This window comes from Mesorhizobium sp. LCM 4576, assembly GCF_001854815.1.
Taxonomy (GTDB): Bacteria; Pseudomonadota; Alphaproteobacteria; order Rhizobiales; family Rhizobiaceae; genus Mesorhizobium; species Mesorhizobium plurifarium.
Map to the genome: position 1 here is coordinate 23,999 of NZ_MDDT01000041.1, position 13,836 is coordinate 37,834.

16 protein-coding genes and 3 pseudogenes are annotated in these 13,836 nt (G+C 59.0%); 3 read left to right on the forward strand and 16 right to left on the reverse strand.

The genetic code is table 11. The features are described 5' to 3' along the window. Positions 1-94: 94 nt before the first annotated feature. The 6 genes from LCM4576_RS22540 to LCM4576_RS22565 form a co-directional block, all read right to left on the reverse strand. Entirely contained in the window at positions 95-1,333 is a 1,239-nt protein-coding gene (locus tag LCM4576_RS22540; RefSeq protein ID WP_071034721.1) for a serine hydrolase, read from the reverse strand. Between the two features lie 315 nt (positions 1,334-1,648). Beyond that, positions 1,649-2,674 (reverse strand): ABC transporter ATP-binding protein, encoded by a 1,026-nt coding sequence (locus tag LCM4576_RS22545; protein WP_071034722.1) that lies wholly within the window; start codon positions 2,672-2,674, stop codon positions 1,649-1,651. Beyond that, complete coding sequence (locus tag LCM4576_RS22550; protein ID WP_071034723.1) at positions 2,671-3,678, reverse strand: ABC transporter ATP-binding protein; 1,008 nt, start codon at positions 3,676-3,678, stop codon at positions 2,671-2,673. Before LCM4576_RS22550 ends, LCM4576_RS22545 begins: the two co-directional genes overlap by 4 nt. 1 nt (position 3,679) lies before the next feature. Then, positions 3,680-4,525: an ABC transporter permease gene (locus tag LCM4576_RS22555; RefSeq protein WP_407067392.1), complete on the reverse strand. Its 846-nt coding sequence runs from the start codon at positions 4,523-4,525 to the stop codon at positions 3,680-3,682. Between the two features lie 38 nt (positions 4,526-4,563). Beyond that, positions 4,564-5,505 carry an ABC transporter permease gene (locus LCM4576_RS22560; RefSeq protein WP_071034725.1) on the reverse strand — a complete coding sequence of 314 codons (942 nt, stop codon included), beginning with the start codon at positions 5,503-5,505 and terminating at the stop codon, positions 4,564-4,566. Beyond that, positions 5,505-7,103 (reverse strand): ABC transporter substrate-binding protein, encoded by a 1,599-nt coding sequence (locus LCM4576_RS22565; protein WP_071034726.1) that lies wholly within the window; start codon positions 7,101-7,103, stop codon positions 5,505-5,507. The genes LCM4576_RS22560 and LCM4576_RS22565 overlap by 1 nt, the downstream gene beginning before the upstream one ends. 1,001 nt (positions 7,104-8,104) lie before the next feature. Between LCM4576_RS22565 and LCM4576_RS37215 the strand changes: the two are divergent. Further along, a pseudogene (locus tag LCM4576_RS37215) lies at positions 8,105-8,530 on the forward strand (aminotransferase class III-fold pyridoxal phosphate-dependent enzyme); the annotation flags it as partial. A gap of 55 nt (positions 8,531-8,585) precedes the next feature. On the opposite strand, the pseudogene LCM4576_RS36870 reads toward LCM4576_RS37215, so the two are convergent. The 3 genes and pseudogenes from LCM4576_RS36870 to LCM4576_RS36360 all read right to left on the reverse strand — a co-directional run. Next, positions 8,586-8,784 (reverse strand): annotated as a pseudogene (locus LCM4576_RS36870) (transposase); the annotation flags it as partial. 792 nt (positions 8,785-9,576) lie between these two features. Then, positions 9,577-9,993, reverse strand: a complete 417-nt coding sequence (locus LCM4576_RS22570; protein WP_071034727.1) for a GNAT family N-acetyltransferase — start codon at positions 9,991-9,993, stop codon at positions 9,577-9,579. A 90-nt stretch (positions 9,994-10,083) separates the two neighbouring features. Beyond that, on the reverse strand, positions 10,084-10,281 hold the full coding sequence (locus tag LCM4576_RS36360) for a hypothetical protein (protein WP_131803279.1): 198 nt from the start codon (positions 10,279-10,281) through the stop codon (positions 10,084-10,086). 245 nt (positions 10,282-10,526) lie between these two features. Here LCM4576_RS36360 and LCM4576_RS22575 point away from each other — a divergent pair. Both LCM4576_RS22575 and LCM4576_RS35055 read left to right on the forward strand, forming a co-directional pair. After that, positions 10,527-10,793 (forward strand): annotated as a pseudogene (locus tag LCM4576_RS22575) (ATP-binding protein); the annotation flags it as partial. Between the two features lie 82 nt (positions 10,794-10,875). Further along, complete coding sequence (locus LCM4576_RS35055) at positions 10,876-11,097, forward strand: recombinase family protein (protein ID WP_274534980.1); 222 nt, start codon at positions 10,876-10,878, stop codon at positions 11,095-11,097. 79 nt (positions 11,098-11,176) lie between these two features. Here the strand turns inward: LCM4576_RS35055 and LCM4576_RS22580 are convergent, their stop codons facing one another. The 7 genes from LCM4576_RS22580 to LCM4576_RS36900 form a co-directional block, all read right to left on the reverse strand. Continuing rightward, positions 11,177-11,398 (reverse strand): hypothetical protein, encoded by a 222-nt coding sequence (locus tag LCM4576_RS22580; protein ID WP_071034728.1) that lies wholly within the window; start codon positions 11,396-11,398, stop codon positions 11,177-11,179. Then, positions 11,395-11,661 carry an ATP-binding protein gene (locus LCM4576_RS36875; RefSeq protein ID WP_198540296.1) on the reverse strand — a complete coding sequence of 89 codons (267 nt, stop codon included), beginning with the start codon at positions 11,659-11,661 and terminating at the stop codon, positions 11,395-11,397. The genes LCM4576_RS22580 and LCM4576_RS36875 overlap by 4 nt, the downstream gene beginning before the upstream one ends. Beyond that, the gene (locus LCM4576_RS37760; protein WP_407067396.1) at positions 11,579-12,094 is read right to left on the reverse strand and encodes an ATP-binding protein; all 516 of its coding nucleotides are present in this window, start codon (positions 12,092-12,094) and stop codon (positions 11,579-11,581) included. The genes LCM4576_RS36875 and LCM4576_RS37760 overlap by 83 nt, the downstream gene beginning before the upstream one ends. 65 nt (positions 12,095-12,159) lie before the next feature. Further along, positions 12,160-12,609, reverse strand: coding sequence for a hypothetical protein (locus tag LCM4576_RS36885; protein WP_198540298.1), 450 nt, complete (start codon positions 12,607-12,609; stop codon positions 12,160-12,162). Then, positions 12,606-12,890 (reverse strand): Mu transposase domain-containing protein, encoded by a 285-nt coding sequence (locus LCM4576_RS37020; RefSeq protein ID WP_206744876.1) that lies wholly within the window; start codon positions 12,888-12,890, stop codon positions 12,606-12,608. The genes LCM4576_RS36885 and LCM4576_RS37020 overlap by 4 nt, the downstream gene beginning before the upstream one ends. Next, entirely contained in the window at positions 12,874-13,566 is a 693-nt protein-coding gene (gene istA / locus LCM4576_RS36895) for an IS21 family transposase (RefSeq protein ID WP_198540300.1), read from the reverse strand. Before istA ends, LCM4576_RS37020 begins: the two co-directional genes overlap by 17 nt. Then, positions 13,487-13,654 carry a helix-turn-helix domain-containing protein gene (locus tag LCM4576_RS36900; protein ID WP_198540301.1) on the reverse strand — a complete coding sequence of 56 codons (168 nt, stop codon included), beginning with the start codon at positions 13,652-13,654 and terminating at the stop codon, positions 13,487-13,489. Before LCM4576_RS36900 ends, istA begins: the two co-directional genes overlap by 80 nt. Positions 13,655-13,836: the final 182 nt, after the last annotated feature.

Here is a 13,836-nt window from a genome sequence, read left to right on the forward strand (position 1 = left end):
CTAAAATGGCTGAAAATGATCGTTGTTGACTCAGCCGATTCCTAGAGAGACAGCACGGCTGCATCATTTTCCGGAGGGTTCTGCATGCGCAGCGCTACCCGCGCAGGAATCGCCCAAGAGTCAACATTAACGGCATTGTGATAATGTCGCCAACCGAGGCCGACGCGAGAGGATGCGACGCAAAGCGCGCGACGACCATTTCCGCCTCCGGCGCAATATAGAGGCGTTGGCCGTGGATGCCGCGGGCTTCGACAGCACCGAGCTCGTTGTGTGTGATCCACCACTGGCTTCGGTACGAGTAGCCATCGGGGAGTTTGGCGGATTGGTCGCCGTTTTGGACGTCCTGTACGACGGACGCCGGGATGAGTTGTTTACCGTTACATACACCTTCGCACCGCATCAGCTCGCCGAAGCGCGCCAAATCGCGCAGGCTAGCGCACAAGYCGGCGCCCGCCATTGGGATTCCAACGCTATCGATGAGGACATAGGCGTCGTCTTCGCAACCTAGCGGCCCCCACAGTCGGTCCTGTAGCAATTGCGCGAACGAATGGCCCGTGACGCGTGACATTACCCAAGTCATTACTTCTGTGTTTACACTTAAATAGTCAAATCTTTCGCCGTGGCTGCCTTCCTTACGCACGGTCTGCAGGTAATCGCACATGGTCTGCGGTCCGGCATAGTTGGCCAATCGAGGCCGAAAACCACAGGCGCGCGAATACGCCCAAAAATCCGACTTTTCGTCCGCGTAATTCTCAGTGTTGGCAAGTCCTGTTTGCATATCCATTACCTGACGCAGCGTGGCGTCTTCCCAAGCTGAGCCCCGCATTTCTGGCAAGTAATGGGAAATCGCTTTGCGATCGTCGAGGACACCTTCCTGCACGAACGCTGCTGCGAGTGTACCCGCGTAAGACTTTGTGACCGAGTGACACGCGTGCGGCAAATGCGGCTCGAGCGCCCCGAAATAGCGCTCGTAAACGACGCGTCCGCGATGCAATACTAAGATGCCGTCTGTATACGTGTCGAACAGCGCCTCTTCGAAAATGCGGGGGYGGCCGTTTGCGTCCGCAAATGCCAAAGCATCGATCTCGCTCGACCTGTCAAAGCGCTCCAGACTCGAAGGCGCGCCGGGCCCGCGCCATACATTCACTGTAGCCGATAGCTCGCGCATGTGTGACAACGACCACCGGATCTGTGGGAACGAGCGAAAGCAGTCGCTCTCAAATGTAATGCGTTTATCGGGCGGCGGCGGCGAGCCAAGCATCCAGCCGAGTTCGTGCGGGTCGGACGAGTGGCCGTCAAGATAGCGATGTCCATCGACTTCAAGCACGTTCATTTTACAGAGTCCTTTATCATCGTGTCATCCTTCGGCACCAAAATATTCTTTCTCCGGTTTCAACTCCGGACTTGCAAACTACCTTGCATGGTTCTTCTGAACAGGCCGTCGCTTATCAGCGCGCCAAGCGCTTCGTCATCAAGGGCGCCTTAGTCGTCGGAAAATGTTGCAACGTGCCTGTACAAATCCGATGACCGCCTTACGGTACTGTTGGCGTCCGCATTGATGCTGGCAGGCAGTTATGTCGACCAGCGGCAATGACTTGGTGATGAGCCGCACCAAACTGGCCTTCCATTTCTATCTCCCGATAATTACTCAGTTTGGCATAGGCAAGTTGGCCACCGCACCCAGTTGGGCGGGCATGCCTGTGGCCGGAGCGCGCACGTGACAGGCCACGATGCGCCCGTCTGCCATCGGCACCAAAGGTGGCACTTCGATGCGGCAACGCTCGACCGCGAGTGGACATCGCGGGTGAAACGCGCACCCGCTCGGCGGATTGATCGGGCTTGGCACCTCGCCCTCGACCGGCGCCTGCAGCCGAACGCGTGTGGGATCCGGCACAGGTCCGGCCGCGATCAGCGCCTCGGCGTAGGGATGGACCGGCTTGGCAAAGAGCGCCTCGCACGGCGCAAGCTCCACGATCCGCCCGAGATACATGACCGCAACGCGATGGCCGATATGCTGCACCACGCCAAGGTCATGTGAGATGAAGACGAAGGCGATGCCCATCTGTTGCTGGAGGTCCAGGAGCAGGTTCAGGATCTGTGCCTGCACGGAGACGTCGAGGGCTGAGACGGCCTCGTCAGCAATGATGAGCGATGGGTTGAGCGCCAGGGCGCGTGCGATGCCGAGCCGCTGGCGTTGTCCGCCCGACAGCTCGGAGGGAAGCCTGTGCATCATCTCGGGCGACATTCCGACCTTTTGCAGAAGGTCCGCGGCAAGCGCCTGGCGTTGCTTGTGACCAAGGCGCTCGAAATTCTCGACCGGTTCGGTGATGATCTGTCCAGCGGTAAGCCGAGGATTGAGCGACGAGTAAGGATCCTGAAAGACCATCTGCATCCGACGGCGCCACGCGCGAAGCGCGTCTTTCTTGAGGCCCGCAATGTCGGTTCCCTCGATCAGCACGCGGCCAGCCGTCGGCTCCACGAGTCGCATGAGGAGCCGCGCCACGGTGGACTTGCCGCAGCCGGATTCACCAACAATGCAAAGCGTCTCGCCCGCTTCGACAGAAAAGGATACATCCTCCACCGCCCGGATCACCGGGATGGCCTTCTTCAGGAAACCGGCGCCGAGCGGATAATGCTTGGTTAGGTTCTCAACTTTCAGCAAGGGACCACTCATGCGCCCATCACCTCTTCGGCGCGCCAGCAAGCCGCGGCGTGGCTCGACCCGACATCACGGAGGATGGGCGTCTTCTCYCGGCAAATATCGATCGCGAACGGGCAGCGAGGCGCAAAGCTGCAGCCCACAATGGGCTCGCGCAGGTTTGGYACAATGCCGGGAATTTCTGGAAGGCGACGCTGGCGRCCGCGCCGCGGATCCGGCACCGATCRCATCAGGCCCTGGGTGTAAGGATGCGCTGGACGCGCAAACAGATCTATCACGCTCGCCTGTTCCACGATCTTGCCAGCATACATCACGATCACGCGCTGGCATGTCTCGGCTACGACGCCCAGATCATGCGTGATGAACATCACGGCCGTTCCAGTGCGCTCTTTCAGATCGACGATGAGACGCAGGATTTGCGCCTGGATGGTGACGTCCAGCGCAGTGGTTGGCTCGTCGGCGATTAACAGTTCCGGCGAGCAGGCCAGAGCCATGGCGATCATCGCGCGCTGGCGCATGCCGCCCGACATTTCGTGGGGATAGTTTTTGACGCGACGCTCGGGATCCRCGATGCGGACGAGACGGAGCATCTCCTCGGCCTTTTTCACGGCCACCGAGCGAGACGCTTTCGTGTGGATCTGCACCGCCTCTGCGATCTGGTGGCCGACCGTATAGACGGGGTTCAGGCTCGTCATCGGCTCTTGGAAGATCATCGCGATCTGGTCGCCACGGATCTTTCGCATCTCTCGATCGGACAGTCCAAGGATGTCGCGTCCGTGAAAGCGGACCTCGCCCCCGACAGTCCTGGCTGACAGTTTCGGCAGCAGACGAAGGATGGAGAGAGCGGTTACGCTCTTCCCGCATCCGGATTCACYGACCACACCGAGCGTTTCGCCTTTCTTGACTTGAAAGCTGACGCCGCTCAGGGCGCGGGTGACGCTCTCTTCTCCGTAAAAGTGCGTCTCAAGGTGTCGGACATCAAGCAGGACGTCATCGCCTGCGGATTCTCGCATCAGCATGTCAGCGCCTCCGCTTTGAGCGGGGATCGAACATGTCGCGTAGGCCGTCGCCGAGCAGGTTGACAGCAAGGACCGTGACGCCAAGACAGATGCCCGKGGCGAAGATCGTCAATGGGGCGATAGCAAGATACAGGCGCGAACTGGCGATCATGTTGCCCCAGCTCGGAATCTCTGGTGGCACGCCCACACCGAGGAAGCTCAGCCCCGCTTCCGTCAAGATCGCGCTGGCGCAGACGATAGCGCCCTGCACCATCAGCGCAGGAATAGTACTCGGCAGAATATGCCGCCACAGCACCTTGGGYAGGCGCGCGCCGCCGCAGATCGCGGCCTCCACATAGGGACGCTCGCGAACCCCCAGAACCACCGAACGAACCAGCCGCGCGACGGCTGGCGTCTCAGGGACCGCGATGGCCATTATGAGGATGCTGATCCCGGGACCCGTCAGAGAAATCAGCGCAATTGCCAGTAGAATCGTCGGGATCGACATCAGCCCATCCATGACCCRCATGACAACATTGTCGAAGCCGCGGCTGTAACCAGCGATGACACCTATCAGGAGCCCGACCAGGGAAGCACTCGCCGCCGACAGTAGCCCGACCAGGAGCGAGATGCGAGCCCCGAAGATCGTTCGGGCAAACACATCCCGTCCCAGATTGTCGCYCCCAAACCACATCTCGGCGGAAGGCTGCTGCAGGCGTTTGAACGGATCCATGCTCACTGGATCGCCGGCGTAAAGCGGTGCGGCGAGCGCCAGGATGATCAGAAGCCCCAGCAGGCTGCCGCCCACAATGACCAGCGGATGACGCTTTGTTAGACGAGGAAGATCGGCTAGCTGCAGTCGCCCCATCGGTACGGCTTCAACTGGTACGGAAAGGAGGGACATATTTAGTGCCGAATTCGGGGATCGATCAGAGTGTAAGCAAGATCGACCGTGAGGTTGATAACGACGTACAAACCCGAAGTCAGGATGAGCACGCTCTGAATAATGGGATAGTCTCGGTTGTTGATTGCATCCACGACCAGACGACCGATGCCAGGTATGTTGAACACCGTTTCCGTGAGCACGACTCCACCGATCAGATAAGCGAAGCTGATGCCGACCACTGTCAGGATTGGGACGCCGRCATTCTTCAAGGCGTGGTGGAAAAGGAGGGCATAGGACGAAGCGCCCTTGGCTGCGGCAGTCCGCATGTAATCTTCCGACAACACCYCGAGCATGCTCGACCGTGTAACCCGGGCGATGAACGCAATATAGCCAAGACTTAACGCCACGGTGGGCAGTAGTAGATGGCTGAACCATGATCCGAGACCGCCARCCATCGGCACATAGCCCTGTACCGGTAGCCAGTGCGTCCTGATGGCGCAGAGGTATATGAGGAAATAACCGATGACAAAGACGGGGACGGAATAACCAAACGCTGAAAAGATCGTGAGGAGGCGGTCGACGAGCCGGTCAGTTCGCCATGCGGCAAGGATACCGAAGGAGACCCCGACCGTCACCGAAAGGATCATCGTCAGGATCGAGAGGGAAATTGTTGGCTCAAGCCGCTGCGAGATGAGGTCGAGAACCGGTCGCCCGGCAAAGATCGAGGTGCCCAAATCGCCCCGGAGCATGTCGCGCACCCAACGCATGAACTGAACCGGCATAGGATCGCGTAGGCCCAGTTTTTCTCGGATGGCAGCCACCATCTCTGCCGTGGCCGACTTGCCGGCTATGATCGCCGCCGGATCGCCGGGCGCCAGCCTGAGAAGCAGGAAAACGAAAATCCCGACCATCGCCATGACGGCGATGGTCGAAACCAATCTGCGAAGGAAGTACACCGCCATTAGGCAGAAGCTTTCTGCATGTTCCACATCGGAACAAGTTCCGGCATGCCGATCAAGCCGGTAAGCGTCTTGCGGCGTGCGATTGGGCTAACAACCCGACCCAGAAGAACTGTACCAGCAAGGTCCCATGCAAGTTGCTGCATTTTGCGAGCTAGCGCCTTGCGCTCTTCGATCGTCTGGACATCGGCCCATTTGGTGCGAAGAGCCTCWTACTCGTCGCTCCTCGGCCAACCATACCAAGCCGTCTCACCGCTCGCACCGAGAGAGTCTGTTCCTATAGGATCACCTCGAGAGGAGTTGGATTCACTTGTTATAAAGATGCTCCAGCCACCTTCGTTGACGGGACCCTTGTTGACGCGCCGGGCTGCGACACCGCCCCAGTCGCTCGCCGCTAGTTCCGCATTGACGCCGACCTTTCRCAACTCCGCCGCCAAGATTTGCGAGGCGTTGCTTCCCTCTGCCCAGTCCGTCGGCTGCAGAATGACGACTTTTTCGCCTGCATAACCAGCCTCCTTGAGGAGTTGCTTCGCCTTGTCTGGATCCCCACCATTTTTGTACCATCCTGTATTTTCGTCGTTCGATACCGGGTTGCCGTCGCCGAAAAACGAAGTAACTGTACTGCTGTATTTTGCGTCATGCGAAATAACGCTGAGGTAGGCCTCCTGGTTGACTAAGTGGAGGACTGCTTGGCGGGCCTTCACATTATCAAATGGCTTTTGCAAACAATTCATGCGCAGATAATAAACTTGGCCAGATGCGTCGAGAACTTGAAGCGCCAAGTTAGGATCGCTCTCTATCACAGGGTAAAAATCGGCGGGCGGCGCCTCAACGTAGTCGATCTCGCCGGCCTGCAAGGCAGCCAAAGCGGTCTGCTGGTCCCCGATAAGGTCCCAGATTACACGGTCCACCTTGACGATCTTGCCGCCGGCCAACCCATCTGATGGCTCGCTACGTGGCACGTAGTTTTCGTTGCGATCGTACGTGAAACTCGAGCCGGGCTTCGCAAGCGCTTGATTGAAGATAAAAGGCCCTGATCCGATGTTCGCGGTCACTGCCTCGGTCGCCGGTGTATTCGCATCCTTCTCGCGCATGACGTAAAGGTACTGCGTCAGGAGAGTTGGCAGAAGCCCCAGCGGCTCCTTGAGCACTATCGTGAATGTCTTCTTGTCCTGCTTGGAGATATCGCTCGCCCGCTCCATCAATAGCTTGCCGCCAGGTTTCACTTGGGCCCATCGACGGATCGAGGCTACACAGTCAGCCRCGCTGACCGGGGTGCCGTCGTGCCAGCTGAGGCCATCGCGCAACTCAAACGTATATGTCTTCCTGTCGTCGGATACGCCCCATTTCCCGACCATTTGTGGTTGCGGCATAAACTTTGAGTCGAGCGAGAATAGCGTATCGTAAATCGCCAACCCGTGGTCCAGAGTCATGTTAACGGTCGTTGTGATAGGATCAAAGATGCTTAAGCCGGACGCCTTGACCATGTGYACCGTCCGGTCGGGGGTTAACGACGTCTGCGCCTGGAGGATGGAAGGGGCTGATAAAGCCGCCCCTGCGGCGATACCGGCCTTGATGATTTCGCGTCGAGAGATTGGCATGCTTCAGTTCCCCTTTTTGGTTTGGCGTAAAACCTGCGCGCCGTATCTGCTGTATGGGAGCGTTCTTCTGCTATTCAACGCTGTCGATCGGATCCTCGCAGGAACCCGCYATAAGCTTTAGCCCCGGCTTGATGCGTAACATTGCCGAGACTCCCGGTCAGATTGGGGCCCCTTATTGTCCCGGGCACACTATCGACGCGGGAGCGACAAAACAACCGAACAAAAAGTAATGTACCGCTGGAGAAAATGTTATCAGGCGACGGCGGCTCGGTAGCCCAGTTGATATTTCGTTGCGCCMGACTGGTCGCCTAATGCCTCGCCGCTCCCCACGATCCGATGGCCATGGGCCTTATGCGCAATTCGGCGCGCCGCCCAATCAGTCGATGCAGATCAAATTCAATGTTGTCTAGTGGAGCCAACATCTCTCGCGCGGCTGTGATGATACTACCGTCCTAGGCAGGTGCACGGGTCGAGGTTACAGTCTAACACTGAAAGCCATCAGAATTCCAATTGCGATGCTATGGCCCATTGTAGGATGAGTAAAAGACCAATGCTTCAAGAGAGTACCTCTAACTTGCTGCTTGTATTCGAAAATCTCAAAACAAACGTACGGTCATATTCGGGGGCTCTTGCAGTTGTGTTCAGTTAGGCTTCGGGAGCGATTCTCGTGGATGAGAACGGATGCGAGCTCATCGATTTTCTCTCCGGCGCGCTCAACTACGGGYACGACGATTCAGATTTGATAATCAGTGCAAAACAATACTTTGGCTTAGCAGGATCGCGCACGGATCGAGATGGATACTTCTGAAAAAGGATAGTTTTTGAAGTTTCTTTGACGCGACAATGTCGCGACCACGGGGCCTACAATACAAGTTTTAGTTTCCTGGTCGCACCGGAACCAATGCCATGGAAGCGGCTTTAAAGCTCGCACACAAGGTCACTGGTCGGCTATAATTTAATTTACCAACGGCYTTTATGGCGTAAGATTAGGTGCGCTTTCGATAACGGGTAAACGATACTGCCGAAATGCGGCGGGCCTTCCTCTAATCGGCGCAGTGTTCATGCCGTATGACGGATATTGGGGAGCTGATCACGACACTTCGGAATATCTGGACAGGGTGCTTGCTGATGYAAGCATTGGTGTCGACCTGCCGGCAGCCATCATTCTAGAAACTGTCCAAGGAGGGGGCCTCAACACTGCGAGCAAGCATTGGCTTGACTCGATCGAGCGACTTTGCAGAAAGAATGGCATTCTCCTGATTGTTGATGACATTCAGGCCGGTTGCGGACGAACAGGTAGTTTCTTCAGTTTCGAGTTTGCCGGTTTATCTCCAGGTATGATTGTTTTGTCCACGTGCCTCAGCGGCTGCGGACTGCCGCTGTCCCTTTTGCTGCTCAAGCCAGAAATAGACGCTTGGCAGCCGGGCGAACACAGTGGAACTTTCAGGGGCAACAATCTTGCGCTTGTTACTGGGACTGCGGCATTTCGGCCAGGGCCTGCGTCAGTTTTTCTCCGGCATAGCCGCCGTCGGCGAATAGATGGCGTAGTCACGGTAAAGCTGCGGATGGAGACGGTGACGCCAACTGCCCTATCCCTGTCCTGGATGTCGGCTGTGTGCACCCTCAGCCTGACAAAGTGCCCCTCGGTGTCGGTAACGATATGGCGCTTGCGGCCCTTGATCTAGAGTCGAGGAGGGGCGCGGTTGCGTTCCGGAGTGGTAGCGCTCTGTTTCCCTCCCCATTTATCAAACCGGGCGTGCGGAGCTACCGTATCCGGCTTTCCGACCGGACTTCGTTGTRGGGCCCACGGGGCGGGCGCTCCCTACCCGCGACGAAGACGCAGCACACCCAGTTTCTTGGAGACGCTCTCTCGGGAGATTTGGCTCGGCCACGTCTTTGCAGCTTGTGCCGCTTGCGCAGGAAGTTGCTGACGCGGTCATAGACTTGTCGGTCAACGGCTTCGCAGCTCGGGTGCCCGGGGCAGAAATGCGTCGACCGACCGAGCAGAGCCCGGTTTAGTTGAGCGCGCACCTCCGGCCACGCCTTTGTTTCCCGGCCTAAGGAGTTCGCTGACTTTCGCCTTGACCCGCTGCATGCTCTTCTTGGACGGGCTTGCGCCCAACTACCACCAGACACAGTCGGGGAGGTAGTGTAATCCCAACGAGTAGCCAAAGGAAGGCGAAGCGTCGTTTCCTACGAATGCGGACGGCAGCCCAAACCGAAGATCGGTCCGTGGCAGGATCAGCTTGACGGGTTTTTGAATGGCAACCGTGGCAAGGCGGCGCGGGAGCAACTGACACTGATCCGGATTCACGACGAGCTTTGCAGCCTCGGTTACGAGGGTGGCTATGACGCAGTCCGCCGCTACGCGAAGAGCTGGACGAAGGCGCAGGGGTCGGGACGGCGGATTGCCTAGTGCCGCTGTTCTTCGCGCCGCGGGAGAGGCCTATCAAGTTCGTCCGCAACTGTAGTACTAGGACACGCGCGAGAACCAGAACGCGGCTGGAATGCGCATCATGCCGATCCTTTCATAGAAGCCTACAGCGCCGGGTTCGGAGATCAACGCTATCGCAACGTTAGGTCCGAGCTGCCGGCGAGCATCGTCAACCAGGCCCCTACCGACGCCAAGCCCTTGCGCCGATTTCGAGACGACGAGCTCTGAGATATAGYAGACCCAGGAGAAGTCGGTGAGGCCGCGGAGGACGCCGATCAGCTTCCGATCGGGCCGGTCGAGCCGCGCGGATAGCACCRGATCGGCATGGTTAAGCATCGCCTTCAGCCGCAGCTCGCCATGGGCTCCGCCAAAACCGGATTCCTCCAACACTCGACAGAACTCAAGGGCATCGAGGTCCGGCTCGCTAGCGTAAAGGATGTAGGGAGATTTGGTCATGCCGTCTCCTCAATAGGMAACTCGAGTACTTTCGATTCAAAATACTCCGCCCACTCTTTTGCTGGCGTAGGGTGCAATACAATAGCATGTTCATGTTTGCCGATAAGCATAACTCATCAGGTGCTCTTTGCGGGTATTTATCAGGTGATAGAGATCGATCCGAGCTGGGATATGCAGCCGCAATGTGTTTTGGCCTTCCGACGCATGACCTGGCGTAGGTCGCGGCAGCGGCCCACGCGGCGGCGATCCGATGGCCAGCACCAGTTCGAGCACTGCTGAAGCGATCAACGCGGATTCCAAGATCTATCACAAGCCACCATCTAGTCGTCACTCGGGGGGGGGGAATGGGCCGTAATTCTAATAAGGAATATTGCTGAGGCACCTACCCAAGTTGGTAGTAGATTTGCTTGCTGTTCTTTCCTGCTGAGCCGATCGCGAGTAGAGCAGAAACAGCGCATTTTCTCCTGATGGCTCGGCATAGGGATCACGACCCTTTGACGGTGGGCTTTGGCCGATTTGAGGCGGGCCTGTTTCTCGGCGATCTGCAGTCGGCCGAGATCGAGAAGCAGGCCCACTCCATCAAATACCAGCTCACGGTCGCCAAGCTGCCGATCGCCAAGGACATCGATGAGTTCGACCTTCGGCACGCCGGTCAACGAGGTACTGGTCCGGGACCTTGCCAACGGCACCTTCGTCGCCGACCAGCGCCACGCCGTGCTCATCGGCGCACCGGAACCGGCAAGTCGCATTTGGCGACCGCCATTGCCCGCGCACTGATCCGCAACGGCTCACTAGCGCGATAATCTGGCTGAGACGGCGTATTGCCTGACGTAACGATRCTCCCTGAGATTCAAGCGTTGCCTCATCCATTTTGCTCCCGGCTTGCGAGACGCCACCATCGCCCGCGTCCACTATATTTTGCACAACCCAGCCTATGCTGGCGCATATGTCTACGGCCGGCGTCGAATAAATGCGATCCGCCAAGGTCCATGTTCGCACCGCGCAACCTCGAAGGTGGCCATCGACGACTGGGAGGTTTGCATCAAAGACGCACATCCCGGTTATATTGACTGGGTGTTGATGGCGTTTCAAAAGCGCGGCTAAACGACGACAAGAGTTTGGTGCTTGTGGAGGCAACAAAAAGGCGGCCTTTGCAGGCCGCCGGGTGTCGAGGATGTGTGCCTCAGAACGAGGACGGGGCGTTTTCGATATCGCTGTGTTCGGTCGGTGTTCGTTGCTGCTCCTGGATAAGTTCCTGGAGTTTGACGCAGCAGTGCGACCAGATGCTGTCGGCGAGATCGTTGAGGAACTCGAAGACAGCGAGCGCCTGTTCGGGTGTCCATTCGGGATTGATGAGGAAGTCGACTCCACGACTGAGGCCGGACGGTTGAGGATCTGGTTTCATGCCGCGGGCACCTTTTCGCCGGAGGAGCGGCTGGTGCGTTTTTCGCGCTGTGCCTTTGATCGCTCGGCCGCTTCCTTGAAGCGGTAGGAATCGCCTTCGATGGAGATCACCTCGGATCGGTGCATGAGGCGGTCGACGAGGCTGACGACACAGGCGGCATTGGGAAAGACCTCCGACCAATCAGCGAAGGGTCTGTTGGTGGTGATGATGGTGGAGCGTTTTTCGTAGCGCCGGCTGATGAGCTCGAACAGCAGGGTCCGCATGACGGTTCGAGTAGGACAGATACCCGACCTCGTCGATCGCAAGAACGTCGGCGGCGGCGTAGTGGTGAAGCCGTCGGCGCAAGGCTGCGTCGCTGTCGAGGGCGGCGAGTTCGCCGAGCATCTCGCTGGCGGTTCGGAAGAGGACGGTGTGACCGCAGATGAGCGCCTGCTGGGCGACATTACGAGCAAGTGTCGATTTCCCGACGCCGTTGGGACCGATAAAGACGATGTTGGCGGCATCGTTCATGAAGGACAGGGTCATCAGATCCTCGACGGCGGCGCGGTCGATGCGGCACGGCCAGTGCCAGTCATAATCGGACAGTTGCTTGAAGTGGCCGAGCCTGGCGGCACGCATGCGTCGCCGCATCGACYGGTCGGAGCGCTCCTCTTCTTCCCATTGAAGGACGGCGGCCAGCCAGTCCGCRCCAGCGATTTCGTCCCAATGGGATCAGGCCATTGAGGCGCAACGCCTTGGCCCGGTTGAGCAGGATATCGGGATTATTCATCATCTTTGCCTCCAAGGGTCAGTTGGTCGTAGCTGTCGAGGCGATGCGGCCGTACCGTCGTATCCTTGCGCCGCACGTGTTCGGGCAGGCTCGTTTCGACCGGCGGCGGAGCACCACGGGCGACCCGGCGGCGTTCCAGTACCTCGCGAACCGACCTGGAATGGGAGGCGCCGRCATGCAAAGCTTGCTCGACGGCGGCCTGCAGTTCCTGCGCGCCGTACAGGTCAAGCAGTTTCAGCATCGCGGTTGTGATCGCACCGATATTGGCGCCACGCTCGGCGGCCCGGATCATCAGCGTCTGGCAAGCCGGCACGGCGCGCGCCAGGCTGTTGAGGCCGCGATGCTGGCGCGCCTCGCGCTTGATTGCGACGAGAGCCTTGAGGTGCTGAGGGTCCTCGATCTGCTGGTCACGATCATAGYTGCGACGGTGACTGGCGATCATCTTTGYGCCGTCGAGACGCGGACCAGGCCGAGATCGGCGCGCACGCTGAGCGTGCGCCGGACATGAGCATGCGGTACCGAGTAATCGTTGAGGTCGAAGCGCACATAGGGCGTTTTGCCGACCCTGGCGGCGACCTGCTCCTCGACGGGGTATGGGTTGGCGGGCAGCGGCATAAGCAGCGGCTGCTCTTGCGCAAACGCCTGGCGGACCGTTATCGTCCGGTCCTCGGGGCATGGCCGGTCGGCTRCCTGGTTGCGGCACCACTTATTCGGCTTGGGCATTCAGATCGTCGAGATCGGTGAACTTGCGGGCGATGAAGAATGCTTCCCTTATATGCCGTATGGCGCGCTCGACGCGGCCTTTTTCGTTGCCCMGGGCAACCGCGACAGGACGTGGCTCGAACCGATAGAAGCCGGCGAAGGCAAGCAGCGTCGGATGGAAGCGGATCGCATCGCCCTGGCGCTCGAGCACCGCACTCTTGAGATTGTCATTGAGCAGGACCCTGGGYAGCCCGCACCATGTGTTGAACGCGCCGACGTGGCCGCGCAGGAAGTTTTCCATGCGCGCGTCGAGGAAGAAGCGCAGGTAGATGTCGCGTGAGTAGGAAAGCACCATCACGAACGCCATCAGCGGCCGGCGGGCGTTGCCGATCTCGATGTGACCGAAGTGGGCCCAGTCGACCTGTCCCTGCTCGCCCGGCAATGTGCGTAGCCGAAGGAACGCCTCGGCCGGCTTGCGTGGATGGTGCAGGGCAACCAGGTGCCGAAAGTGCGTCGGCAAGCCCCGGTAGCCGCGCTCGCGCACCATCGCATAAAGGCGGCTGGCGGTCAGCGAGGGGAACTTTTCCAGCGTCTGCTCAATGAATGGCAGATACGGTTCAATGATTGAGGCTCTCTGCAGCGGACCGGGGCAATCCCGCCCGGGCCAGAACGCGATGCACCGTCGTGTGATGGACATGCAATTGCCTGGCGATGGTGCCGCAGCGCCACTTCTCGGCGTGATACAGGCGCAGGATCTGCGCTTCCAGTTCGGGGCTGATGGTCATGATGCGGGCTCTCCGTCTGCGTAGTCAGCTTCACGGGCATAACGAGGCCCCCGGCGACGCACGAAGCCGGTGCGAACGAACGGCGACAGCCGACAGTCGCAGCGCCGACAGCAYGGCGTGGGCATGACCGATGTCGTCGCCCGCCCGACGACGTCAGCAAAAGCAGCGACGACATCGTTCGA

Bases quoted from the DNA above. Each gene is read 5' to 3' on its own strand.
- LCM4576_RS22545 (WP_071034722.1), bottom strand. From the start codon at position 2,674: ATGAGTGGTCCCTTGCTGAAAGTTGAGAACCTAACCAAGCATTATCCG.
- LCM4576_RS22580 (WP_071034728.1), bottom strand. From the start codon at position 11,398: ATGAAACCAGATCCTCAACCGTCCGGCCTCAGTCGTGGAGTCGACTTC.
- LCM4576_RS36875 (WP_198540296.1), bottom strand. From the start codon at position 11,661: ATGCGGACCCTGCTGTTCGAGCTCATCAGCCGGCGCTACGAAAAACGC.
- LCM4576_RS36900 (WP_198540301.1), bottom strand. From the start codon at position 13,654: ATGACCATCAGCCCCGAACTGGAAGCGCAGATCCTGCGCCTGTATCAC.